14 protein-coding genes are annotated in these 25,674 nt (G+C 37.9%); 6 read left to right on the top strand and 8 right to left on the bottom strand.

Translation table 11 applies throughout. From position 1 onward, the window contains the following. Positions 1 to 495: 495 nt before the first annotated feature. From ACOVQ4_RS08570 to ACOVQ4_RS08555, 4 genes are all read left to right on the top strand, one after another. Entirely contained in the window at positions 496 to 1,626 is a 1,131-nt protein-coding gene (locus ACOVQ4_RS08570) for an AMP-binding protein (RefSeq protein WP_421820236.1), read from the top strand. A 158-nt stretch (positions 1,627 to 1,784) separates the two neighbouring features. Then, positions 1,785 to 2,552, top strand: coding sequence for a hypothetical protein (locus ACOVQ4_RS08565; protein WP_421820235.1), 768 nt, complete (start codon positions 1,785 to 1,787; stop codon positions 2,550 to 2,552). A 142-nt stretch (positions 2,553 to 2,694) separates the two neighbouring features. Next, the gene (locus ACOVQ4_RS08560; protein WP_421820234.1) at positions 2,695 to 5,604 is read left to right on the top strand and encodes a TolB family protein; all 2,910 of its coding nucleotides are present in this window, start codon (positions 2,695 to 2,697) and stop codon (positions 5,602 to 5,604) included. A 468-nt stretch (positions 5,605 to 6,072) separates the two neighbouring features. Next, positions 6,073 to 7,101: a sensor histidine kinase gene (locus tag ACOVQ4_RS08555; RefSeq protein WP_421820233.1), complete on the top strand. Its 1,029-nt coding sequence runs from the start codon at positions 6,073 to 6,075 to the stop codon at positions 7,099 to 7,101. Between the two features lie 195 nt (positions 7,102 to 7,296). Here ACOVQ4_RS08555 and ACOVQ4_RS08550 read toward each other — a convergent pair whose 3' ends face one another. The 5 genes from ACOVQ4_RS08550 to ACOVQ4_RS08530 form a co-directional block, all read right to left on the bottom strand. Further along, positions 7,297 to 8,892: a sialate O-acetylesterase gene (locus ACOVQ4_RS08550; RefSeq protein WP_421820232.1), complete on the bottom strand. Its 1,596-nt coding sequence runs from the start codon at positions 8,890 to 8,892 to the stop codon at positions 7,297 to 7,299. Between the two features lie 539 nt (positions 8,893 to 9,431). Then, on the bottom strand, positions 9,432 to 10,313 hold the full coding sequence (locus ACOVQ4_RS08545; RefSeq protein ID WP_421820231.1) for a bifunctional 5,10-methylenetetrahydrofolate dehydrogenase/5,10-methenyltetrahydrofolate cyclohydrolase: 882 nt from the start codon (positions 10,311 to 10,313) through the stop codon (positions 9,432 to 9,434). 79 nt (positions 10,314 to 10,392) lie between these two features. Beyond that, complete coding sequence (locus tag ACOVQ4_RS08540; protein ID WP_421820230.1) at positions 10,393 to 11,088, bottom strand: SIR2 family NAD-dependent protein deacylase; 696 nt, start codon at positions 11,086 to 11,088, stop codon at positions 10,393 to 10,395. A 93-nt stretch (positions 11,089 to 11,181) separates the two neighbouring features. Beyond that, entirely contained in the window at positions 11,182 to 13,665 is a 2,484-nt protein-coding gene (gene topA, locus ACOVQ4_RS08535) for a type I DNA topoisomerase (RefSeq protein ID WP_421820229.1), read from the bottom strand. Between the two features lie 352 nt (positions 13,666 to 14,017). Further along, positions 14,018 to 16,789, bottom strand: a complete 2,772-nt coding sequence (locus ACOVQ4_RS08530) for a bifunctional aconitate hydratase 2/2-methylisocitrate dehydratase (protein WP_421820228.1) — start codon at positions 16,787 to 16,789, stop codon at positions 14,018 to 14,020. Between the two features lie 1,119 nt (positions 16,790 to 17,908). Here ACOVQ4_RS08530 and ACOVQ4_RS08525 point away from each other — a divergent pair. Continuing rightward, positions 17,909 to 20,176, top strand: coding sequence for an aconitate hydratase (locus ACOVQ4_RS08525; protein WP_421820227.1), 2,268 nt, complete (start codon positions 17,909 to 17,911; stop codon positions 20,174 to 20,176). A 289-nt stretch (positions 20,177 to 20,465) separates the two neighbouring features. Here ACOVQ4_RS08525 and ACOVQ4_RS08520 read toward each other — a convergent pair whose 3' ends face one another. The 3 genes from ACOVQ4_RS08520 to ACOVQ4_RS08510 all read right to left on the bottom strand — a co-directional run bounded on the left by ACOVQ4_RS08520 (position 20,466) and on the right by ACOVQ4_RS08510 (position 24,129). Continuing rightward, positions 20,466 to 21,758 (bottom strand): flavin-containing monooxygenase, encoded by a 1,293-nt coding sequence (locus tag ACOVQ4_RS08520; protein ID WP_421820226.1) that lies wholly within the window; start codon positions 21,756 to 21,758, stop codon positions 20,466 to 20,468. Between the two features lie 17 nt (positions 21,759 to 21,775). Then, a complete protein-coding gene (locus ACOVQ4_RS08515) occupies positions 21,776 to 22,507 on the bottom strand; it encodes a sulfite exporter TauE/SafE family protein (protein ID WP_421820225.1) in 732 nt (243 codons plus the stop codon). Between the two features lie 266 nt (positions 22,508 to 22,773). After that, on the bottom strand, positions 22,774 to 24,129 hold the full coding sequence (locus tag ACOVQ4_RS08510; RefSeq protein WP_421820224.1) for a PAS domain S-box protein: 1,356 nt from the start codon (positions 24,127 to 24,129) through the stop codon (positions 22,774 to 22,776). Positions 24,130 to 24,582: 453 nt separating this feature from the next. On the opposite strand from ACOVQ4_RS08510, the gene ACOVQ4_RS08505 reads away from it, so the two are divergent. Further along, entirely contained in the window at positions 24,583 to 25,158 is a 576-nt protein-coding gene (locus tag ACOVQ4_RS08505) for a hypothetical protein (RefSeq protein ID WP_421820223.1), read from the top strand. Positions 25,159 to 25,674: the final 516 nt, after the last annotated feature.

The following is a 25,674-nucleotide window of genomic DNA, read 5'->3' as shown; positions in this document are numbered from 1 at the left end:
CGGCTACTAGTAAAGTTTCAGTGAAGTAAGTAGGAATACGGAATTAGATTTTTTTAGGCGATAGGGGATGGGCGATAGACGATAGGCATTAGGCAATAGGCGATAGGCAGTAGGCACAAGGCAACAGGCACAAGGCAACAGGCACAAGGCAACAGGCACAAGGCAAGGAGTGTTTTAATATTTTTTAAAACCACAGACATTCATTTGCTTATAACTTACCGCCGAAAGCTGATACCTGAAAGTTTGAGGCTTTTAATTAAATTTAATTTTTTCGCTTACAGTTTTCAGCTTTGGGCATTCGGCAAAACGTATCAATTGTTACAAATAAACTATTTTACATTCTTTGCCTGGTGCCTAAAATACAAATCTTAAATTTAATTTTGTGCAAATACTCAAGAATGCATTAAACACTCTTTGCCTATTGCCTAATGCCTATTGCCTACGGCCTATTGCCTAATGCCTAAAATAAAATAAATCTAATTCTAGGAAAACCAAATGAATAAAATCGGCTGTGGTGTTTTTCACAGCCGATTTGTATTTTTACGTATGCTTTATATACATTCATACCAAGAATTACCTGTTCCCCAAAATGCCTACGAACAAAAAGCTATTGATTTTTGTAAAAAATGGTTGTCTGGAAAACAAGCATTTACTTTACATACCTCTGGCTCGACTGGCATTCCCAAATCTATAGATTTGACGAGAGAACAAATGATGGCAAGTGCCGAATTGACGGGGAAAACCTTCGGACTTTCGCAAGGAGATACTGCGTTGGTTTGCGTAAATATTGACTACATCGCAGGTGTGATGATGTTAGTTAGGGGTATGACTTTGGGATTGAAGTTAGTGATTGTTCCTCCCGCTGGAAATCCTTTTGTGAAGTATCCTGAAACTTTAAATGTCGATTATGATTTTGTGGCGCTTGTGCCCCTACAAATACAGCAAATAATAGAAGACGGCGGTGTTGGTTTACAAAAATTGAATGCTATGAAAGCCGTAATTGTGGGTGGTGCTGCGGTGAATTTAGCTTTGCAAGACCAAATTAAACAACTTAAGGTTCCAACATTCGCCACCTACGGTATGACCGAAACGGTGTCGCATATTGCTATCAAAAAGCTCAACGGAATACCTCAAAATACAGATGAATTTGAAGTACTTTCGGGGGTTGAAATTAAAACTGACCAACGTTCCTGTTTGGCCATAAAGGCTGCTGCCTCTAATCATGAATGGATTTTTACCAATGACGTGGTAGAGTTGACGGAAGGTAAAAAGTTTAAAATAGTAGGAAGATACGACAACATTATTAATAGTGGAGGTGTTAAGATTCAGTTGGAAGAAGTAGAAAAGCAACTTCTTGCTATACCTTATGCCGAAAGCGATAGTTGGATTTTGAGTAAAAGATTTTTTGCATGGGGAATTCCAGATAATAATTTAGGACAAAAACTGGTGGTTTTTGTAGAAAATAAAGAGGTTTTGCCAGAAACAAAAGAGTTATTTCTGAAAAAAATACAAGAAAATTTACCTAAATATAAATCTCCCAAAGAGATATATTTCGTAAATGAGTTTTTGGAAACTCCAACTGGAAAAATTGATAAACGAGCAGTAGCAAGCCATTTTGGTTGCTAGGATTTTGGGATTATTTTTTCTCAAATTAGAAAATAGCACACAGATGTATTGCCCTGCCAAATAGCCTTTGTAACTTTGTTGTATCGTGTTAGTCAATATTTCTGGAAACAATTTTACAGAAATTTAGGATTACTTTTTATTCAATAACTCAGTACTCAATGGAAATCAATCAGTTATCATCATTAGAAATAAGATTTGAAACAGCCGATATAATTGGAGCTCCTTTCTCTCATCAAATATTGCTTACTATGCAATTTTCAGACAAAGGAATTGGGGTTGACTTTCAAATTGCCTACATAGACAGAGAAGATTTAAGCGAAGAAGAAATCTTGGAAGAAGGGTTTACGCTCAATGATGATTATAGTTGGAAAGGAATTATAGATAACGCTTGGGCAAATCCAATTAAAGAATTACTGAAAAAAACGCCTCAAAAGTATAATCATAAAGCTTTGGAAGAGGAAATGAACTTTTTGGAAATAGAAGTCAATCAGCAATCTTCGGGGAATCCTTTGAATCAAAATGAGTGGGAGTATTTATTGCAAGAACTCATTCAGGCTATCTATGAAACTTCTCAAAAAGAGGCTCCTTTTCACTTAGAATATCGCAAAATCGATAAAGACAAGAATGTCAGTAATTTTGAGTTAAACCTCTATTATTCAAAACGCCAAGCAGAAGGTATAAACTCAATCGGGAAAAATGCGGTAAAAACAATTACATGGGAGCAAGCAAATGCCATTCTCCAACAAGTTTTTATCGGAGAATTTATTCCAGACGCCGCCTTGAAAAACGACCCTAAGCATACAGGAAAATATTTATCGGTAGGGGATGGATACTGGTATGAGTTTACAAAAAGCCTTAAACGTCCAAACGGAAATAAAGGATATTTGACCGAACTAGAGAAGACTTTTGACCCATGGGTTGACTAAAATTCTGTCAAAATGCTTGTTGCCTAACCTAATAAATACTTCTGAAACGACGCTCAAAGTGTATGCTTATTCGATTCAAATTGAAGTAGTTGGGTGACAAGTTTACCAAAACACATTCACTCCTGCAATACCTACTATTACTATGAAAAAAAGCCTTTTGCTAGTGTTTGGTTTGATGAGTCAACTCTTGGGAATGGCTCAGGTTTCTACAAATAGTCTACTACAAAACCCTCCATCTGTACGCTGGTCTAAAATTAACACGCCACATTTTAGGCTTATTTTTCCGAGCACCAACGCTGCCGAGGGACAGCGCCTAGCCAATGTGCTTGAAACCGTGTACGAGCCTGTGTCTTCGTCATTGGGTAAAAAACCACGTAAAATTTCGGTTCTTTTACAGAATCAAACCACTATCTCAAATGGTTTTGTCACACTACTACCGCGTAGATCCGAGTTTTTTGTTACGCCTCCACAAGACCCTAATTTATTGGGTACTAACAATTGGCTAGATTTATTGGCTGTACATGAGTTTCGTCATGTGGTGCAAAATGACAAAGCACTTGTTGGAACCTCCAAATTGGCCTATTATCTTTTTGGAAATAATGGATTGGGACTAGTGACAAGTCTGGCAGTTCCTAATTGGTTTAAAGAGGGAGATGCCGTCGGGCTCGAAACTGCCATGACAGCATCTGGAAGAGGAAGGATTCCGAGTTTTGATATGGCACTACGTGCCCAACTCTCTACAGGGAAGGTTTTTTCATACGCCAAAGCCGTAACTGAATCATACAAGGATTTTGTTCCAAATTTTTATGTAAGTGGTTATTTTTTAACTACTTATCTTAAGAAAAAATTTGGAAATGATATTTGGGACAAAGTACTGAAGGACACTTATCGATTTCCGTTTTATCCTTTTTCTTTTTCGAATAGTATAAAGAAAAATACAGGTTTGAAAGTGGAGGAACTTTATGAGAAGGCATTTGATGACGCCCAGAAAATTTGGCAACTTGAACAAGCTAAAATTGTGGAAAATCCATCAACGATTATCTCGAGCAAAGACAAGTATTTTTCGAATTATTTGTATCCGCAATATCTGCCCGATGGACGTATGTTAGTGGTTAAAACTGGTCTTGATATAATTGCGCAATTGGTGGCAGTCGACAAAAATGGTGACGAAGAAAAAGTAGCAGAGTTAGGAATGTGGAATGATGCGGGAATGCTTTCGCTACAAGGTACAAAGGTTGTCTGGGCTGAATTTGCTTATGACCCGCGCTGGGCTCGTAAAGATTATTCTGTTATTAAAAGCTATGATTTTAATGAAGGAAAAATCAAAACGATTACTCATAAAACCAAATACTCAGCGCCGAGTTTGAGTACGGATGGTAGCAAAATTTTGTGTGTTGAAAGTTCTCCCGAGCAACTTTATAGTATTGTCATATTAGATGCCATAACTGGTAAAGTTTTACAAAAACTGCCTAATCCAACAAATGCCTTTGTCCTACATCCGAGATGGACTCAGCAGGATGAAATTGTTTGTGTAAAACTTAAAGACGGGAAGAAATCCATCACAAAAACCGATTTGAAAGGAAACGAACAAATCTTACTAGCCAACTCTACTGAGAATTTGGCTCATCCGATACTCAGAGGGGATAGTCTGTATTTTAATTCTGGGGTAAGTGGTATCGACAATATTTATGTCTATTTGCTGAGTTCGCAAAAACGTTTTCAGGTCACAAACCGTAAGCTTGGAGGTTTTAACCCCGCCATTTCACAAAATGGACAGGAATTAGTTTATAATGATTTTACTTCAAAAGGTCATCGACTGGCCTATTGCAATCTTAGCGAGCTATCCATGGAGGAGGTCAATCCTGTTGCTGGAACACGATACTTTGGTGAAATGATGATTAAAGAAGCACATCAGAATTTGCTAAAACAGATTCCTTCTCAAACGTATGACATTACTAAGTATAGTAAGTTCAACCTACTTAATATTTATTCTTGGGGTGCTCTGGCAACCTCTTCGGGTAGCACTTTGTATGCTGGATTATCTTCTCAAGATTTATTGAGTACAACTTCTATTTCGGGAGGATATTCTTACAATATGAATGAGCAAACGAGTGGAACATATACCAATTTGAGTTTTCAGACATTTTATCCGATGTTGGATGTTTCATTACGAAATACTCAAAGAAAAACCTCTCTCTATCTCGATAATGCTCAGCCGCTAGATAGCTTGGCCTCCGACCGTTGGAATCAACAAGAATTATTGGTAGGATTGAGGGTTCCCCTCAACCTAACTAACTCAAAGTATATTCGTTCTCTCTCGTTTTCGGCCAATTGGGCTTTGGCGAATGTTACAGGATATGATTTGAAAAGACGTTATTCGACAGAATCCTTCAATGGGTTAAATCAATCAATGGTTTATACTTTTTCTTATGTTCGTCAATTAAAACAATCTAATCGAGATATTGCTCCCAAATGGGCTCAAAGCATAAACTTTTATTATCGAAAATCATTTGCTAGCGTTATACAAGGAGGTTTGGCGGCCGTTCAGGCAAGCCTCTTTACCCCTGGAGTGGCGGCTCACCATAGCCTTAGATTAAGGGCTGGGTATCAACAACAATTTGGGTTCAAAAATCAAGATGGCAGTCCTAATGATAAATTGTATCTTTACGGGAGTCCTTTGGCCTATACACGAGGATATTCTTACCGTAACTATGAATATCTAAATACCTTTAGTGTTGACTATAAAATGCCTTTGGCTACTCCAGATTGGAATTTGGGCAGATGGATATACCTAAAGCGAATCAAAACGAATTTGTTTGCCGATTTTTCTCATGGAGAAACAAATTATGATTTTACCGTAAAACAAGGAACAAAAGTATTGAATTATAAAGGTAGTGATATAGGTAATTTTAAATCTTTTGGGCTTGATATTTCGGGCGATTTTCATTGGATGAGATTTTCACAATCTTTTGAGGCCGGAGTAAGATTTGTATATTTGCAAAATCTAAACCAATTCTTGATACAACCTTTGGTTTTAGATATTGGATTCTAAAATAGATGGGGTTCTCTATATTCACTTTGTATATTACTTTCAGGTGTGGGTTTTCGGCCATGGGAACCTTTGTTAGTAATATTTTAAAACTCTTTGCCTAGTACCAATTGCCAAAACACATAACTTAGCTTTAATTTTGCATTCATTAGAAATGAAAAGACTAAATAAATAGTATATCTGAGGTTTAATTTGGGCATAACCTATTGATTATGAATATCTTCATATAGTCAATGTACTAATAACGTATAACGTCTTCGTACTTATTTACATTACTTCGGTAATTTAAGTTGATACGCTTATGTTGGATAGCAAAGCCCAGAATAGTTCTGTTTGAATACTAGGTAGTATATATTTGATTTTATCCCGCTAATTGGTTCAGACTTGGGAAAGTACCGTTGCCGTTGCTTTCTTTCACCAAATTGAAACAAAGGGGTGTATCGCTTTTATTACATCCTTAAATAAGAAAAAATGAAATTACTAGACTCACGAGTTTACTGGATAGGACAGTTTAGCTGGTGGATATTTACCACATTCGTGCTGAGACAACCCAACTCAAAATACTTTGAGCAGGGGTATAATCTTCCTATTTATTTAGTAATTAGTTTTATTATTGGATTAGTTCTTACCCATATTTATAAAGAGATATTCAATAGAAAACTTGTTTCCAAACCCAACGTTATCCCTTATGCATTATTGGGGGTTGTAATTGTAGGAGGTGCTTTTTATCTACAAGACCTAGCTTTTGGGTTTCAGCGCTATCGAAAGCCAAGTATGGGACTACCTCTGGAGCTTTCTGACTACCTACAGTTTTACGTAGAGTCTGTCCGTTATGTTGTCATTTGGTTTTTGTTTTTCCATTTGATTATCATGGAGCGAGTTTCTCATCAAAAAGAAATTCAATTAAGTAAGGCAGAAACCTTATTAAAGATAGCCGAACTAGAGAATCTCAAGAACCAGCTCAATCCACACTTTTTATTCAATGCCATAAACAGTATCAAGGCTCTTACCTTGACTGATCCTGCATTGGCCCGACATGCGCTTACCGAGCTTTCAGATTTGTTAAGAACTTCCTTATCTATGGGAAACCATCAATTAGTGAGTTTTGAGGAAGAGCTTAAGTTAGTCAAGGATTATTTATTTCTTGAAAAGCTACGGTATGAGGATAGATTGAGGTATCAATTCATGATTGAACGTGCAACTATGGGATGCAAAGTGCCTCCTATGTCGCTTCAATTATTGGTAGAAAATGCAATTAAGCATGGCGTTGGCAAAACCAAAAATGGTGGGGATATCATGATTCAGGCAAGAATGTCTGAAAAAATATTAATCATCAGAGTTACCAATGTAGGGTTGCTGAATTTAGAAAATAAAAGAATAGGAGTAGGGATGAAAAACTTGCAAAGACGACTTTCTATTAATTTCCAAGAAAGAGCAGAATTACAGTTATTGCAAGAAGACGATAAGGTTGTTTCGCAAGTGGTTATCAATTATCCCTAGAGAAATTAGATTGATGAACTAGGCTCTCGCCAATAGTTTTTAGATGTTTGGTAAAACTACAAACGTATTTTGTCAAGAGCCAAAGCCGAGAGCTCTAAGATTTTATCTTACTACCAATAGTTATTCAGTTCTATTCGGTAATCAAAATAGGTCAAGTAATCAAATACGCTGTTCTGCCTTTTGCCTATTAATCAATTACTTTAGGCCTTTAGCATCTAGTAAATATAGATGGCCAAATAGATTGAGTTTTTTGAACTGGGCCGAAAGTCCACTACCTACAACAATCTCGTGCTGAGGGAGTATGGTAACTTCATCAAGGATACTTGGAACTCTTCCACAGGACCAATTGGATATATCATGCCAATACCCTGACTGTGTAGACTCGAGTGGAAAAAGTCCTGAGAAGTTATTTGGTGTATATAAAAATGGACCAAAAAGCTCTCGATCCTGAGAATCTCTCACTCTCACTCTTGCGCCAGTATTTTGTGTTAAAATCAAAGAGGAGCTGTTACTGATTACATTTTTTGATTCAGCATCGGACGACCATTCAATTATAGGGTACAGCGATGGATTATTGAGCGTATATTTGGCACTTGTTATAGTGGCACAAGCACTCGATACAAGGGGTAAATCTCTGCTCAACATAGGAGTAGATGTTGAAAAAAAAAGGTTATCTAAGTGAAAATTCCAAGCCTGTGCGAGTTTGACAATGCCTTTTCCTTGAAAGTGTACAGAATCTATGGTTCGAATAGCTGGACCAATCAAAGAGTCGGTAGCTGGCCCAATGAATGTATCAGAAGTGTAGTTACTTTGTCCTAAACCATTGATACCTAAAACATCGTTTTGGGCTTCAATCACAGGTTCCCATATTCTTGAGTACGGAATATTGAGTCCTCTAAATCTAGTAGCACGTGCCACAACCCATGCCAAGTTGGCATGGTTGGAATGTTCTCTCGTTTTTTCAATCAGTTTTTTGAGCTTTCTTCCATAGGTATTTCTATCTGTTTGATACAAATTATCTGTTTCGCCCTGATGCCAAAGTATGGCTCTCAAGCCAAATTGGGCTGCATAAAACCTTATTGAACCCCTCAAATTGCCGTATGGAAGTCCCCGTGGATAGGTAATGAAATCGTTTGGTGCTGCTGTGCTATCCTCGGCCGAATCTAGCCACGAGCCTATGCCTGAGCCCGACCAACCAGCATTGAAAAATAAAATCGGGACGTTTAATTTTTTGGCAAGGGAGTCACCCAACACACCCCAACACCATGCACTGTTCCCAAAGGGAGCCAATCTATAGGTTGAATCTATTTGGGAAATGATGGGGTATGGATATTTTGTGGAGCCGTAGGTAGTGGTTTCGCCATTAAAATAGTTGATGGTTTCTACACGGTCGTCTGTTGCACTAGGACCAAAAATATTCTGATTACGCAGTTCATTATCGCCAGTGGCATTGGACTGTCCAGCCACGATAAATACCTCGCCAACGCCAATTCTTTTAAGGGTATCCATACCAATTAGGTTTAGACCATCGTAGGCACGTACAATCAGATCGTACCAGCCTCCTTGAAGAGTAATTTTTGTGTAACAAATATTTGATTGGGACGATATTTGAACCCTAGACCAGTCAGTAGATGTACCTTGAGGGGAATGCATAGAACGTGCAATAGCTCTTATCTCAATTTTTTGTACAGGTTTTTCAAATTGTAATACAACCGGAACCTCTGCTTGATTATTATTATTTCTTTGAAATATAAATCTGTTTTCTGGATAGCGAATTTTTATCTGAGCCATTCCCAAATGGGTGACTAATAGGTAGATGAATAGGAGTGAAAAAAAGTATAAACGTCTCATTTATAAGCTACTTAGGAAAAGGAGATGTTACTCCTGAGGACATGAAATTATGGAAAACTCTACAAAAGCAATGCCATCTAGTAAGATTTTTTAGAAATTTTATAAAAATGGATTTCTCAGAGAAGAATTTGTAAGTGTCATGCTATTATTGAACATCGGGATTAATCTCTCAATTTTCATCAAATATGAATCATCTCAAATTCAGCGATTTAGTGATTATGAAAAAATTTGTATTCAATCGGTAGAGACGCAATGCTTGCGTCTTGATTAATTCATATCTTGAGTGGTAGCATCAAAAAAGCGGTCGAAAAATATGTTTTCGACCGCTTTTTTGATAAAAACTTAGAAATTAATCCCAATCCTAAAAATTCGGGATGACTCATGTTTGGTATTACTACATACTACGCTATATTTTGCTCATCTGAAGACGCAAAGCATTGCGTCTCTACAAGTAAAATTCACCAAATGAGTTTGGAATGCTATTGATAGATTACTTTTTTGGCAGAAAGCAATGTGTTTTTCATAAGCGATACGATAGTCATTGGCCCTACACCTTTTGGTACCGGCGTGATGAATGAGCATTTTGGCGCTACTTCATCAAATTTTACGTCACCTTTTAAGGCAAAACCACTTTTCTTTGAGCTATCCTCTACACGCGTCAAACCTACGTCGATAATAACAGCACCTTCTTTTACGAAGTCGGCTGTGATAAACTCTGGGCGACCCAACGCAGCAATCAAAATATCAGCAGAAGCACAAACCTCTGCCAAGTTTTTGGTTCTTGAGTGGGTGATTGTGACGGTACAGTTACCAATTTTAGTGTTGCGTTGCATCAAAATAGTCATGGGCAAACCAACAATTTGGCTACGGCCTACTACTACACAGTGTTTTCCAGCTGTTTCGATGTTATAACGCTCCAACAAATCGAGAACGCCTTGGGGAGTTGCCGAAATATAGGCAGGTAAACCTTTGGCCATTCTTCCGATATTGATTGGGTGGAAGCCATCGACATCCTTTCTTGGGTCGATTGTTTCCATAACTTTATCAGGGTTGATATGATCGGGAAGGGGTAGCTGAACAATCAAGCCATCCATGTCATCATTTTGGTTAATTTTGCGAACTTCGTCCAAAAGCTCTTCTTCCGAAATTGTTGGGTCAAAACGCAACAAAGTAGATTTAAAGCCTAGTTCTTCGCAAGATTTAACCTTATTTGCTACATAAGTTTCAGAAGCACCATTGTTTCCAACTAAGATAGCAACAAGGTGAGGAATTTTTCCTCCTGCTGCTTTAATTGCTTCAACCTCTGCACCGATTTCTTTTTTTATTTCGTCTGCTACGGCTTTACCGTCGATGATTTGCATGATTAGACTTGTGGGGGGGATGTTATCGAGTAAAATTTGAAATCGCAAAAATACAGGATAGTTTGCCTTTCGGCAAATTTTATTTTTTTGTAAGCTTGTCAAATACGAGTTTTAGTCCCACACTGCCAATCTCTTCTATAAAAGTCATGTTGGGTCGAAGTGATACATTAGGTTTGTGTGGGTCGATAAGATAAATAGGGACATTTTTACCAACACAATCAATCAAACCCGCTGCTGGATAAACCTGCATGGATGTTCCTACGATTAGTAAAATATCTGCCATTGCAGTCATTTCCGTAGCAATTTCGATCATCGGAACAGATTCGCCGAACCATACGATATGGGGACGAAGTTGTGAGCCTTTTTTACATTTATCCCCAAGCTTGATAGGTTTGGTCCCTATCTCGTAGACCAAGGAGTTGGAGGCTGTGCTTCTCGCTTTGGTGAGCTCGCCATGTAAATGAATAATATCGTTTGAGCCAGCTCTTTCGTGGAGGTTATCAACGTTTTGGGTAATGATGGTTACGTCAAAATATTTTTCAAAATCTTTCAATATTTTATGCCCTTCGTTTGGCTCAACTTCTGCCAACTGGGCACGACGCTGGTTGTAAAACTCCAAGACAAGCTCAGGATTTTTTTGCCAGCCTTGTGGCGTTGCGACATCTTCAATTGAATGATTTTCCCAAAGACCATTAGAATCTCTAAAAGTAGAAATACCGCTTTCTGCCGAGATACCTGCCCCTGTAAGCACAACGAGTTTCTTTTTTCTAGCCATTTTCTGAATAATATATCTGTTGAATAAACAAAACAGCACAAAGTTGGAGTAAACTTTGTGCTGTGGTTGAGAATAATTTTGAAAAATCTCTATCTATTTTTTCTTTCCTTTAGGAGCTGGAGCTTCTTCACCTAGTTTGATACAATCTTCTAGTGTCAAATCTGCCGCAACCATATCTTTAGGGATTTTTACATTACGTTTTCCGATTTGGATGTAAGGGCCATAAACCCCATTTACGACCTTTATACTTTCGTTTTCTGGGAATTCTTTGATGTATTTATTGGCCTCTTGATTACGTTTAGCTTGAATGATTTCAACCGCTCTTTCTAAGGTAATAGAAGTAAGAGAATCTGTTTTGCCTAAAGAATAATATTTACCCTCATGTTTTACATAAGGGCCAAATCTCCCTTTACCAGTCGTAATAGCACTTCCTTCGAAATCGCCGAGTGCTTCGTTTGCTTCGGCTGTTCTTTTGGCTTGAATTAGTTCAATCGCTCTTGCTTCCTCAATAGTAAAAGGGTCATCGGTGGCCTCGAGGCTAACAAACTTATCATCATGTTTTACATAAGGACCTAGTTTACCAGCTCCAATGATGATTGGTTTATCTTCAAAAAAACCAATTTCTCTAGGGAGTCTTGGCTTTTCGAAGAGCTCAAGAGCCTCTTCGAGGGTAATTGAAGAAATCAACTTGTCTTTGGGTAAATTCACAAAAATAGGTTTTTCTTCATCTTTTGTATCTCCAAGCTGAACATACGGGCCGTATTTTCCTAATCTTACCGAAATCGTCTTTCCAGAGTTAGGGTCAATTCCCAATTCTCTAGTTGAGCCTGACGAACTTCTTTCTGCACTTTTACTTTCCTCAATCGTTTTATGAAAATCTTGATAGAAATTATCAATCATGGCAGACCACTCCATCTTGCCTTGTGCAATTTCATCAAATTCATTCTCCATTTCGGCAGTAAACTTAAAGTCTACGACTTCGCTAAAATTATTCACTAGAAAGTCGTTAACCACCATACCAACAGAAGTAGGGAATAGCTTTCCTTTTTCTGTACCGTAAGTTTCTTTTCCTTCTTTTTCGGAGATAGTATTATTTTTTAATACCATTTCTTTGTAAGTACGTTCTTTGCCAAGGCGATCTTCCTTCACGACATACTCACGCTTGATAATGGTAGAGATAGTTGGCGCATAGGTAGAAGGACGGCCAATGCCTCTTTCTTCAAGAGCTTTTACCAAACTAGCTTCGGTGTATCTTGGAGCAGGGCGCGTAAATTTCTCGGTAGCCTTCATATTGTCCAAATTCAAGATTTGACCAATATTGAGAGGAGGTAGCATTTTTGAATTTTCCTCATCCTCTTCGTCATCGCTACTTTCGAGATATACTGCCAAAAATCCATCAAACTTAATAACCTCTCCTTGTGCAATCAACTCTTCAGCAGTACTCGAAATACCAATAGTAGCTGTTGTACGTTCTAGTTGAGCATCTGCCATTTGTGATGCAATCGAACGCTTCCAGATGAGTTCATACAAACGTTTTTCGCGAAGATCAGCACCCGCTGAAGTTACAGAAAAATCAGTTGGGCGAATAGCCTCGTGCGCTTCCTGTGCGGATTCGTTTTTGGTTTTGTATTGGCGTGTTTGGACATATTGAGCACCAAACTGATCAGTAATCGCATTTTTAGCTTTCTCAATAGCCTCCTCTGAAAGACTGGTTGAGTCGGTACGCATATACGAAATTTTACCAGCTTCGTATAATTTTTGTGCGTACATCATAGTGGATGCTACTGAGTATCCCAACTTACGCGAGGCTTCCTGCTGTAAGGTAGAGGTGGTAAAAGGAGGCGAAGGCGATTTTTTAGCAGGCTTAGTTTCGAGCGACTTGATTTTGAAGGTAGCACCTAAACATTTCTCTAGAAAATCTTTAGCAGCACCAGCTGTTTCAAAATTCTTTGGAAGTTCTGCCTGTAAAATTTTATTTCCTTCTAATAAAAACTGCGCAACGATTTTAAAAGAAGACTTAGTTTTGAAGTTTTCTATTTCACGTTCACGTTCTACGATAATTCTTACCGCAACAGATTGTACACGACCAGCCGAAAGCCCTTTTTTTACTTTAGACCAGAGTACTGGCGATAGTTCAAAGCCAATCAAGCGGTCTAACAAACGACGCGCTTGTTGAGCATTCACCAAGTCCATGTCGATGGTACGTGGGTTTTGAATAGCATTTTGGATAGCCTTTTTGGTGATTTCACGAAAAACGATACGTTTTGTGTTATCTGCCAATCCTAGTGCTTCTTTCAAGTGCCAAGAAATAGATTCTCCTTCGCGGTCATCATCGGTTGCGAGCCACACTTCCTCAGAAGATTTGGCAATACTTTTTAATTCGTTTACAACCTTGATTTTATCGGGAGATACTTCGTAAGTAGGCTTGAACCCATTTTCAATATCAATAGCCATTCCTTTGTCTGGCAAATCACGGACGTGCCCAAAGGAAGATCTCACAGTGAAATCTTTTCCAAGGTAGCCTTCAATCGTTTTTGCTTTTGCAGGAGACTCTACTATTACTAAGTTTTTTGACATTAATTATGCTGATTGGTGGAGTAAACAATCGAAATTATTTACAAATATTAAATCATTAAGGGGCAAATACCCATAAAGCCCTTTCGGATATAACAAGCCTCTAAGAAGGCTATTGTTATGTTTCTTTTGCCAAATATATAAACTTCATTTCAAAATGTAGTCCATTTTTTTTGAATACAACAATAAATTTATGCAATAAGATATTCTATTGGAATCAAAATTTGCTTGCTGACAAGGGCCTTTTGATTAGATACATTACATAAACTTTAATTGGGCTATTCTTGTTTGGCATATCTTCAAAACAAAAAAAGCCTGAGCATATACTCAGGCTTTGATACTATTTGGTATTTGATTATTTCACTAAGCTTTTGTTGCTTGGAGCGAATTTAGTCAAATTGATACCTTCTACAGCTTGTACGTATTCTTCGATTGTTGGAGTTCTGCCCAACACCGTCGATAACACTACTACAGGCGTTGAAGAAAGCAATGATTCACCTTTTTTAGTGTCGGTATCTTCTACCACGCGTCCTTGGAACAAACGAGTCGAAGTAGCCATTACCGTGTCACCTTTAGCCGCTTTTTCTTGGTTACCCATACAAAGGTTACATCCAGGGCGCTCTAAGTACAACATTTTTTCGTAAGAAGTACGTGCGGCTGATTTTGGAGCATTGTCATCAAACTCAAAACCTGAGTATTTTTGGAGTACTTCCCAGTCACCCTCAGCTTTTAGTTCATCTACAATGTTATAAGTTGGTGGAGCAACAACCAAAGGAGCTTGGAACTCTACTTTTCCTTTTTGTGCTTCGATGTTTTTCAACATTTGAGCCAAAATCTTCATATCGCCTTTATGAACCATACAAGAACCAATAAAGCCAAGGTCAACCTTTTTATCGCCACCGTAGTAAGATAATGGTCTGATAGTATCGTGGGTATATCTCTTCGAAACGTCAGCATTGTTTACGTCTGGGTCGGCAATCATTGGCTCAGCAATTACGTCTAGGTCAACTACTACCTCTGCATAATATTTGGCATTAGCATCTGGTTTCAAAGCTGGTTTTTCGCCAGATTGGATTTCTGCGATACGCTTATTAGCCTTATCAATCAAACCTTGAAGGACTTGGTTTTTGTTGTCCATGCCTTTTTCAATCATAATTTGGATTCTGCTTTTCGCGATTTCCAAAGATTCGATTAAAGTAGCATCTTCTGAAATACAGATGGAAGCTTTTGCCTTCATTTCTGCAGTCCAGTCTGTAAAGGTAAATGCTTGGTCGGCAGTCAAGGTTCCGATATGTACTTCGATTACTCTGCCTTGGAATACGTTTTCACCTCCAAATTGTTGCAACATTTGAGCTTGTGTAGCGTGTACAACATCACGGAAGTCCATGTATTCTTTCATATTACCTTTAAAAGTAACTTTTACAGAATCTGGAATAGGCATCGATGCCTCACCCGTAGCAAGTGCCAAGGCTACTGTACCAGAGTCAGCACCAAAAGCAACCCCTTTTGACATACGAGTGTGTGAGTCACCACCGATGATAATTGCCCAATCGTCAACTGTAATATCATTCAATACTTTATGAATAACGTCAGTCATTGAGTGATATACACCTTTCGGGTCACGAGCGGTAATCAAACCAAACTCGTTCATGAATTTCATCAATTTAGGAATGTTGGCTTGTGCCTTTTTATCCCAAACTGAAGCAGTATGACAACCTGATTGATAAGCACCGTCAACCGTAGTGGAGATAGTAGTAGCAGCCATTGACTCCAATTCCTGCGCTGTCATCAAACCAGTAGTATCTTGTGAACCTACAATGTTTACCAACACACGAACGTCTGAACCAGCATGCAATACTTTTCCTGGAGTAGCACCCACAGCATTTCTGTTGAAGATTTTTTCAACTGCTGTTAATCCTTGTCCTTCGTGCGAAACTTCTTTGGATGGAGCAAATACAGGTGCAATAGCGATACCTAATAATTGAGAAGCAAAAGTTTGGATTTTTTTACCGAATACAATGGCATAAGAGCCACCTGCTTTGATAAATTCCAGCTTTTGTGGAGTGAACGATTTTGAGATATCAATCAACTCTTGGTCTCCATTGTATAATTTTTTTGTTTTTGTATTGATGGTCAATACAGTACCTGTAGCTACCGAATATACTTGCTCAAGGATTGGCTCGTTGTTTTCGTCACGTACAACTTTACCGTCTGCGTCAACTTTCTTAACCCAGTTTTTGAGGTCGATACCAATACCACCCGTTACATCTACTGTTGTTAAGAAAATCGGAGAAATGCCGTTTGTACCACCTACGATTGGAGCAATATTTACGAAAGGCACATAAGGACTAGCTTGTTTACCCGTCCAAAGAGCCACATTGTTTACGCCTGACATTCTTGAAGACCCCACGCCCATTGTACCTTTTTCGGCAATCAACATAACAGACTTATCTGGATGTAGAGCTTTCAATGCTTCGATTTCAGCCTGAGCAGCAGGCGATATCATACATTTTCCGTGTAATTCGCGGTCAGAGCGAGAGTGCGCTTGGTTTCCAGGCGAAAGCAAATCGGTAGAAATATCGCCTTCACCTGCGATAAATGTCACTACCTTAATTTCTTCTGGAACTTCGGGAAGTTTAGTGAAAAACTCTGCTTTTGCGTAGCTTTCGATAATATCTTTGGCTGTAGCATTACCGCTTTCAAAAGCGTCTTTCAAACGTTTTAGGTCGGCATCGTACAAATACACCTGCGTTTTCAATACATCACCTGCTTGTTTTGCGATGGCTGCATTGTCTCCCAAAGCTAGGTCTAATAATACTTCGATTGATGGTCCACCTTTCATGTGTGACAACAATTCGAAGGCAAAATCAGCAGTAATTTCCTCAACAACTGACAGACCAAGAATAATTTCTTTTAAAAATTTAGCTTTTACGCCTGCGGCAGGAGTAGTACCTGGCAAGGTATTATAGATAAAAAATTGAAGTGAATCTGCACGATTAGCGTTGTCCAAATCTTTGATTTGTTCGATGATTTCACTTAGCAATTCAGCACTATCAATTGGCTTAGGATGAAGCCCTTGAGTTTTTCTTTCTTCGATTTCTTGAAGATAATCGTTATAAAAGTTCATATGAAATTATTTACAGTTATTTTAGTATTTATCCTTGAATAATTTTTGGTTAAACTAGTCTTTTATCATCTTTTACAAGTGGTTTTTGATAGAAGAACTTGTATGGCAAATTTATAAAAACCAAGTTCGAATTAAAAATTTTTTAGCGATTAGACGGTTTAGGTATATATTTTCTTGGTTTTGTTTTATTTTTATTTACCCTATTCGTTAATTGTGCTGGTAAACATTAGATTAGTCCTAAAATCAATTTAGTGACTTTACCTACAGATATTAAATGTTTCTTAGAATTATAGTCATAACTCTTCTTTGAAGTAAAATTACTACGATATTGTCTGTTGAATCATTTTGTTTATCAAGTATATCTGGTAATATTTAGAAGGAATAATTTAATGAAAATTATAAAGTGTTGAATATTAAATATTTGTGAAGGATAGTGTCAGGTTTTTCCGATTGCTTATTCTATTTTTTCAATTTTATAACTCAGTACTGTTATTTTTAAAAGTAAACATCTCGGAGTAGATTCTTTAAAGATTCTTAACTTGGTTGGTAGAGAATCTTAGATAGACTTTATTGAAGTTTAAATTCATATACACTAATTGAGAAGCTATATAAAATAAGCTGAAAATACACAGTATATTTTTTCTGAAAGTTGAATATGAGCTCAAAATGTAGCTATTACTTCCAACTACAGATGTAATATGTTTTTATTAATTTTTTGCATTTACGAAGAATCAAGCGTGAAAAATAGCATCCGTACTGTATTTTTACCTTGATCTGAAAAAAGATGATTCCCGAAATTCGTCGTACATCCACAATTAGAAGTTTTAGTAAGTTAGTGAGCAAAATAAAATTTAATCTTTTAGCTTTCGGCTTTCAGCCACGGGCATTCGACAAAAATATATCTATTGTTACTAAAAACATTTTAACACTCTTTGCCTTGTGCCTGTTGCCTTGTCCCTAAAATAAAAAACTTAAATGCGTTCATTCAAAAGGACATTTCAATTTATAAGAACCTAAAGGCTCAGATGGGTGTTGTTTAGTTAGTATCCAAAGAGAGTTTTTGACCTAAATTATTCTTTAAATCTAAAATTTCAATAACTTATAAATCAATAAAATAACATGGCTTTTGACATAGAAATGATTAAGGCGGTTTACGAAAGAATGCCAGCACGTGTAGAGGCAGCTCGTAAATTGGTAGGAAGACCTTTGACGTTAACCGAAAAGATTCTTTATTCTCACTTATGGGAAGGCACTCCAACTCAAACTTTTGAGAGAGGTAAGTCGTATGTTGACTTTGCACCAGATCGTGTTGCTATGCAAGATGCTACCGCACAAATGGCTCTTTTACAGTTTATGCAGGCTGGTCGACCAAAAGTTGCAGTGCCATCGACAGTACACTGTGATCACTTGATTGAAGCCAAGGTTTCGTCTGCCACTGACCTAGCTGTGGCAGTTGACAAAAATAAGGAAGTATACGATTTTCTTTCTTCGGTATCAGATAAGTATGGTATTGGATTCTGGAAACCAGGCGCTGGAATTATTCATCAGGTTGTATTAGAAAACTATGCTTTCCCAGGCGGAATGATGATTGGGACTGACTCTCACACCGTAAACGCAGGTGGTTTGGGTATGATTGCCATTGGTGTAGGTGGGGCAGATGCCTGTGATGTGATGGCAGGGCTAGCTTGGGAATTAAAGTTTCCTAAACTTATTGGCGTTAAATTGACAGGAAAGCTGAATGGCTGGACCTCAGCGAAAGATGTAATTCTAAAAGTAGCGGGTATTCTGACGGTTAAAGGTGGTACGGGTTGTATTGTGGAGTATTTCGGCGAGGGCGTTACTTCTATGTCAGCAACAGGTAAAGGTACCATTGCGAATATGGGTGCCGAAATTGGAGCTACTACTTCAACCTTTGGCTATGATGAATCGATGGCGCGCTATCTGGCGGCAACGGGTCGTGCGGAGGTGGCAGAATTAGCCAACGAAATTAAAGAGCATTTGACTGCCGACCCAGAAGTTTATGCCGACCCAGCGACTTATTTCGACCAAGTGATTGAAATAGATTTAGATACGTTAGAGCCACATTTGAATGGGCCATTTACACCAGATTTGGCAACACCGATTTCTCAAATGAAGGAATTGGCTGAGAAAAACGGTTGGCCAACTAAAGTGGAAGTGGGCTTGATTGGTTCTTGTACCAATTCATCTTATGAGGATATTTCTCGTGCAGCTTCTTTGGCAAGACAAGTGGCGGCAAAGGGCTTAAAAACTAAAGCTGAATATACTATTACGCCAGGTTCGGAACAAGTACGTTATACCATTGAGCGTGATGGGTTTATAGATACTTTCGAAAGTATTGGTGGAAAAGTATTCTCAAATGCTTGTGGCCCTTGTATTGGACAGTGGGCTCGTGCGGGTGCTGAGAAAGGTGAGAAAAACACCATTGTTCATTCATTCAATCGTAACTTTGCTAAGCGTGCTGACGGTAATCCAAATACCTACGCGTTTGTGGGTTCGCCCGAATTGGTAACAGCTTTAGCGATTGCAGGTGATTTGACATTTAACCCATTAACCGACTATTTGACAAACGAAGCGGGTGAGCAAGTGAAATTGGATCCACCAAAAGGAGACGAATTACCTACAAAAGGTTTTGCTGTAGAAGATGCTGGATACCAAGCACCTGCAGAGGATGGTTCTTCGGTAGTGGTAAAAGTATCTCCAACTTCTGACCGTTTGCAGTTGTTAGAGCCATTTGCACCTTGGGAAGGGACAGATTTGAAAGGACTAAAATTGTTGATTAAAGCAAAAGGAAAATGTACTACCGACCATATCTCAATGGCTGGTCCTTGGTTGAAATACCGTGGGCATTTGGACAATATCTCTAACAATATGTTGATTGGTGCCTTGAATTATTTTAACGAGAAAACAGATAAAGTTAAAAACCAATTGACTGGCGAATATGGCCCAGTACCTGCAACGCAACGTGCTTACAAAGCTGCTGGTATTGGTTCTATTGTTGTGGGCGACCAAAACTACGGTGAAGGTTCATCTCGCGAACATGCTGCTATGGAGCCTCGTCATTTGGGTGTGCGTGCTGTATTAGTGAAATCTTTTGCTCGTATCCACGAAACCAACTTGAAGAAACAAGGTATGTTGGCTTTGACTTTTGCCAATGAAGCTGACTACGATAAAATCCAAGAAGATGATGCTATCGACATCAACGGATTAGCGGATTTTGCACCTAATAAACCATTGGAAGTTGTCCTGAACCATGCTGATGGCACTTCTGATACCATTGTTGTGAATCATTCATACAATGACCAACAAATAGAATGGTTTAAAGCGGGCGGAGCATTGAATATTATTCGTGCCAGCGTTGGAAAATAAACCTGATATATTTCGGACTATAGATTTCTGCTTGAGGAATTATCTTTTGATACTTCTACAGTTAGAGATAGTTTAAAAACCTTGATAGAGTTCGAATTAACAAACATCGGTAATCTCAAATATTAGGATTGAGATTATACACTAAGTTTTCATCAAAAAAGCGGTCGAAAAATATCTTTCGACCGCTTTTTTGGTGTTACAACGAGTGCTACTATGTTAGTTGTGAGTGGCTTAAGGATCAATTTTTGCGTCTCTACTGGTAGAATACAAATTTTAACAAAACTATATTTTAATAGTTATCCCAGCCCATTTGCTTCTTTATTTGTTTTAGTTTTGCTTTGATTGTATCGCTATCAACGTATCCTGTGTGACGTTCGGAGGATACTAGCCTGATGCCTCCCGTAAGATCGAGGGTTTCAGAAGCGATTTTATTTCTAAAAATCTTTGCCTTTTCGGGCGATTCTTGTTTGTCTTTTAGGTAGTTAGCCAGCAAAGTTGCTAGTTCTGTAAATATATCATAAGCTGCGGAGTTGGTTTCAACAAAGCCCATCACGTAAATATTGTCGTGTTTTGGGTTGAATAGATTCATATATAATTGTGGACGATGATCTTTCCAGTCAAAAAACGCTGAAGCAAAAGGAATGTCATAATGATAGCCCGTTGCCAAAATTATTTCATCTACCTCTATGGCTTCTCCGTTTTTGAAAAAGACTTTTTTACCATCAAAATAATCTATATCAGGTTTGATACTCAAATTGCCATGGGAGGTATGGTGCATGATTTGGGAGTTCATCAAAGGATGTGATTCAAACAATTCGTGGTCGGGCTTGGGAAGTCCAAATTTGGTTTGGTCGCCTACCACAATTTTTAGGAGTTTTTTGAAAATCCATTGATTGACTTTCAAGGGTAGTTTGGGGCCACCATGTGAGAATACATCCGACGGTATGCCGAAAACATGTTTTGGAATAAAGTAATACCCCCGTCGCATACTCAAATAGGCCTCATCTGCAAAACTGGCTGCTTCACAAGCAATATCGACGCCCGAATTGCCCCCTCCAACGACCAATACTCTTTTATTGAGAAACTCAGTAGACTTTTTGAAGGTATTTGAATGACGAATAATTCCAGAAAATGTACCACGATATTGAGCCATATTGGGATGCCAAAGTGTCCCATTTGCACAAATGAGCTCTTGGTGAAAATAGCTTTCGCCCTTTGTTGTTGTTAACTTCCAACTGTCTTCATATTTTTCTACTTTTTCTATTTTAGTATTGAAAATGATATTTTTTTCTAAATCAAAATGTTTGGCAAATGCTTGTATATATGCGCACAACTGCTTTCGAGTAGGGTAATCGGGGTAATGCTCAGGCATCGGGAAATCTGGGAAGCCTGAAAGTGTTTTTGAAGATATAAAATGCGCTGATTCGTACATGGGCGAACCTTCATTTTGGATGTCCCATAATCCTCCAGTATTGTGGTGTTTTTCATAAACAACAAACGGAAGTTGCATTTTGGCTAAGGCTCTTGCGATGGATAATCCAGCAGGACCTGCTCCGATAATGGCAATAGGACTTGTTTTCATAGCTATTTCAGGTTTGATTATTGTATAAAATACTTGATAGTTTGAAAGATAGAGGTAAGGATAACAATAGATAAAACGATATATCGAAATACCTTTTCGGAAGTATATTGTAAAATTATTTTTCCGAGATAACTTCCCAAAATACTGATAGCAATTAGAAAGGGTATCAATACGATATATTGTTTGTCAAAATACCCATTACTTACATAAACTATCGCGCGACTGCTATCTACGCCCAAATCTATCAATGCGGAGGTAGCAATGAATATCTCTTTGGAAAGCTGGAACGCCGCTAAAGTAATTCCTCTGATAGCGCCGCCCGTGCCGACCAAACCTGCCAAAAGTCCAGACACAATACCGCCCAAATACAGGTTTCCATCGGTTTGTTTGAGGGTTTTATTGAAATTGTAAAGTAAATATACCGACAAGCCCACCAACACAATATTCATCGCTAGTTCCATCGACTTTGTGGGCAAAAAGGTGGTCATCCAAGCCCCAATCATCACAAAAATCACAGCTGGAATGCCTAATTTGAGGGCTATCTCTTTGTTGATACCTTTTCGAAATAATGTAATTTTGGAGATATTACTAAAAACATGAAAGACTGCCGTAATACCAAGTACAGTTTTAAAATCAAAAAATAAGGAAGCGACTGGCACAAAAAGGATAGACGAGCCAAAGCCTGAAACCGTTCCAATGATTTCTGCAAACAAAGCCAAAATGGCAAAAATATAGTATTTTTCAAGCACAGTCTGAAGGGGAGGATTAGTACCTATTTTGAAATGAAAATCAGGAGTGTACGAAGGATTTTAAAAACTATTTATTTTGGATATCGGAGGTGGGATTTCGGAACTATAAGTTGCCATATTTTGTAAAAAACAAAGGTATTTTACTTTATTTTCGAAATCAGAAATCCCAAATCCGCACCCGTTAGAATTCTTTCGTACAGTTCTGGATGAAGATACCAAATTATCTGTGTGATTCATAAGAAGAAACCTACACAGTTTGCTGATTTTTATCTGCTTTGATGCGTAAGATTCACTATTTTGTGAATAACATCGTCTAATTCTTGAGCCGTCTGGTGAAGCTGATTGATTAATAAGGGGTTATACGCTTGGTCGTATTCGATAAGCTGAACTAATCCAAGAATATTGGCAACGGGTTTTCGTATCTCGTGCGATTGTTGCCAAGCAATTTTTTCCAGCGCTTCAACTTGGTTTTCTAATCGATGTTCATGCTCAATGCGTTTTGTAACATCTTGAATGATAGCTAGTACAAATGTTTCTTCATCGACTTGAAAAGAGTTTAAACTTACTTCAACGGTTTTTTCTATTCCATCTTTGGTAATGGCAGGGGTATACCTATCAAGACCCATCTTGTACATTTTAGGCGATTGAATGTAAGTTTGTTGGTGATAAGAGTGTTTAAGATGAAATCGTTTTGGAATCAAAACATTGATATTTTTCCCATCTAGTTCATTGGGTTGATAATTAAAGATTTTCTCAGTTTCTGGATTCACCATCTGAATTTTCATCGTCTTATCAACTATCACAATGGGTACTGGTGCTGTGTTGATAATTTTACGGAACCTCTGTTCATTTTCCATAATGGAGAGTTCCATTTTCTTTTTAGCATTGATATTTATCGCCACAATACACACGCCGAGTAAGGCTTGTTTTTGGTCATAAACAGGATACATTTTGCTCAAAATCCAAACAGCTTCACCCTGAATATTGTGAACACAAATTTCATCTTCGACTATTTTTCCTGCACAAGCTTGCTCAAATTGCCGAAAGAATTCTTCGGTTTCGTTAGGAAAAAGGTATTCCCTAAAATCTGCTCCAATGTAAATTTTTTTTCCAACTTGGCTCAATAATACCCGCTCGATATGTGTATTATATTGAATTACCTTAAAATCGACATCTAGCAAACAAATACTATCAGAGATGTTATTGAGCAATGATTCATAGGTCTTTTTGATGGATTCAACTTCTAACTCGGCCTTTTTCTGTCGGTCAATGTTTTTGGCATAAATAGCCACGCCCACAAATTGCTGATTTTCACTGTAAACAGGATTGATTCTGTACTCAAACCATACGTTGTGCTCCTTATTGGTGGTTAGGTTTTGGACTACGGTAAATTCACCACGAAGCGCTTTTTCGAAAGCGGTTTGATAGAGTGGCTTAAGGCTTTGCAATACAAAATTCCTGTAGTCATCTCCCAGGGCTATTTTTTTTCCAAAAAAAGACTCAAGAATGGTGGACATGGAGGTATTGAAATGCAAAACCTCATGAGTTGGCGAAACAAGGACAAAACTTTCGGTGACGCTATTAATGATAGCCGTGAGCATTTCTCCCGATAATTTATTCATATTCATGTTGTGTGTCTAAGATCGTAATTTCAATGTGCTGGCAAGTGGCAAGCTCATGATTTAATAGGAAAATTGGGATAGACAACCGCCCATTGGTAAATAGTATACCCAAGGGTTGATGCAATGCTCAAGTTAAAATAAAGTGCTGGAATTTTAATCTATGTATGTACAACATTCTTGAAGTAAATGCGCAAATGGTGTTTTTAAGGGTCTCAAGCGGGCAAATAAGTTAGTGAGCAAAATAAAATTTAAGATTGAACTTTGGGCTTTCGGCAATAGGCTTTGGAAAAAGAATGGCTGTGGTTATTAAAAAACATTCTAACACTCTTTGCCTTGTGCCTGCTGCCTTGTCCCTGAAACACAAAACAAAAATTTCATCCTGAGCTATTCTAACACGATGAAATAATTATACGTTTACTTTACATTTGTGAGAAAAATTGAAGAAGGTTTTTTATGTTAAAAGAAATCAGGTTGTTTAATCCCAATAATCAGAGCGTTTTGGGAATTTTTGCAAGATGTATGATGGTGGTCATCTCGGCAGTTTGGTTGTTTTATCTTGATGAAATTGAGGATGCTGATCCTGTAGTTTCTACATTGGTTTTGATGATTTTATCTTTTTCGAAAACCTTCTATTTTGTTTGGGTGGGGTATCAAAAGATAATTGACGTAACCATCAAGGATGCGCCCTTCCATAAGTTTATTATTTTTGCTAGTATGAATATTTTGGTTTTTATTCTGTCGTTTACTTTTGACTTTTTTGGTCTGTATCTTATCGACCCAAGTAACTATGATGGAATGCCCTTAAATTTTTCAAAGCCTCGTATTTTGTTTGAATTTCTATTTTTTAGTCTGCAGCAGTTTACTTTTTTTGGATATGGTAGTCTTCTTCCAAGTTCAATTTTGGCAAAAATTCTTTCAATGTTAGAACTAACCATTTCATTCCTTACGGTATTATTTATCCTTTCAGATTTTAATAGCCTCAAAGAAAGTTTGTTATCCAAAGTAGAGCCACAAAAGGAAGAAAAATAACTAAAATTCAATGTTTAGGCACAAGTCAATGAGTATATAATTGTTTTTTAGTAACGATGGATATGCTTTTTGCCAAATGCCCAAACCTGAAAGCCGAAAGCTCAAAAAGTAAATTTATTTGGCTCACCTACTTAAAATCTAGCATAATGTCATCAAGCATGAGTTATCCCAAATTTTAAGATTGGGATTATCCTCTATAATTTTCATAAAAAAGGAGTCGGAATATATTTCCCGACCCCTTTTTTGAGGCTATTATGCTGGATTTACTTGGTTTGAGACGCAAGCATTGAGACGCAAGCATTGCGTCTCTACCGATTGAATACAAATTTTTTCATAATCACTAATCTGTGCGTTTTGCTAGTAATACTTTTCAACAAAGTAATCACTAGTTTACCCAATGACCAATTTCGGGATGCCTTATGATTATTCTTTTTCTTCCTCGTCTTCAGCTTCTTCTTCCTCGTCGTACTCTTCCTCATCCTCAGCTTCTTCCTCCTCGTCGTCGTACTCTTCCTC

This window comes from Flectobacillus sp. (assembly GCF_049240685.1).
Classification (GTDB): domain Bacteria; phylum Bacteroidota; class Bacteroidia; order Cytophagales; family Spirosomataceae; genus Flectobacillus.
The sequence above is the reverse complement of the archived record's forward strand: the minus strand, read 5'-3'. Positions and strand labels throughout refer to the sequence as shown.

Coding starts and splice junctions, on each gene's coding strand:
- ACOVQ4_RS08545 (WP_421820231.1), bottom strand. CDS start 10,313: ATGCAAATCATCGACGGTAAAGCCGTAGCAGACGAAATAAAAAAAGAA.
- topA (WP_421820229.1), bottom strand. CDS start 13,665: ATGTCAAAAAACTTAGTAATAGTAGAGTCTCCTGCAAAAGCAAAAACG.
- ACOVQ4_RS08565 (WP_421820235.1), top strand. CDS start 1,785: ATGGAAATCAATCAGTTATCATCATTAGAAATAAGATTTGAAACAGCC.
- ACOVQ4_RS08505 (WP_421820223.1), top strand. CDS start 24,583: ATGTTAAAAGAAATCAGGTTGTTTAATCCCAATAATCAGAGCGTTTTG.
- ACOVQ4_RS08540 (WP_421820230.1), bottom strand. CDS start 11,088: ATGGCTAGAAAAAAGAAACTCGTTGTGCTTACAGGGGCAGGTATCTCG.
- ACOVQ4_RS08550 (WP_421820232.1), bottom strand. CDS start 8,892: ATGGCTCAGATAAAAATTCGCTATCCAGAAAACAGATTTATATTTCAA.
- ACOVQ4_RS08520 (WP_421820226.1), bottom strand. CDS start 21,758: ATGAAAACAAGTCCTATTGCCATTATCGGAGCAGGTCCTGCTGGATTA.
- ACOVQ4_RS08510 (WP_421820224.1), bottom strand. CDS start 24,129: ATGAATAAATTATCGGGAGAAATGCTCACGGCTATCATTAATAGCGTC.
- ACOVQ4_RS08560 (WP_421820234.1), top strand. CDS start 2,695: ATGAAAAAAAGCCTTTTGCTAGTGTTTGGTTTGATGAGTCAACTCTTG.
- ACOVQ4_RS08555 (WP_421820233.1), top strand. CDS start 6,073: ATGAAATTACTAGACTCACGAGTTTACTGGATAGGACAGTTTAGCTGG.
- ACOVQ4_RS08530 (WP_421820228.1), bottom strand. CDS start 16,789: ATGAACTTTTATAACGATTATCTTCAAGAAATCGAAGAAAGAAAAACT.
- ACOVQ4_RS08570 (WP_421820236.1), top strand. CDS start 496: ATGAATAAAATCGGCTGTGGTGTTTTTCACAGCCGATTTGTATTTTTA.
- ACOVQ4_RS08525 (WP_421820227.1), top strand. CDS start 17,909: ATGGCTTTTGACATAGAAATGATTAAGGCGGTTTACGAAAGAATGCCA.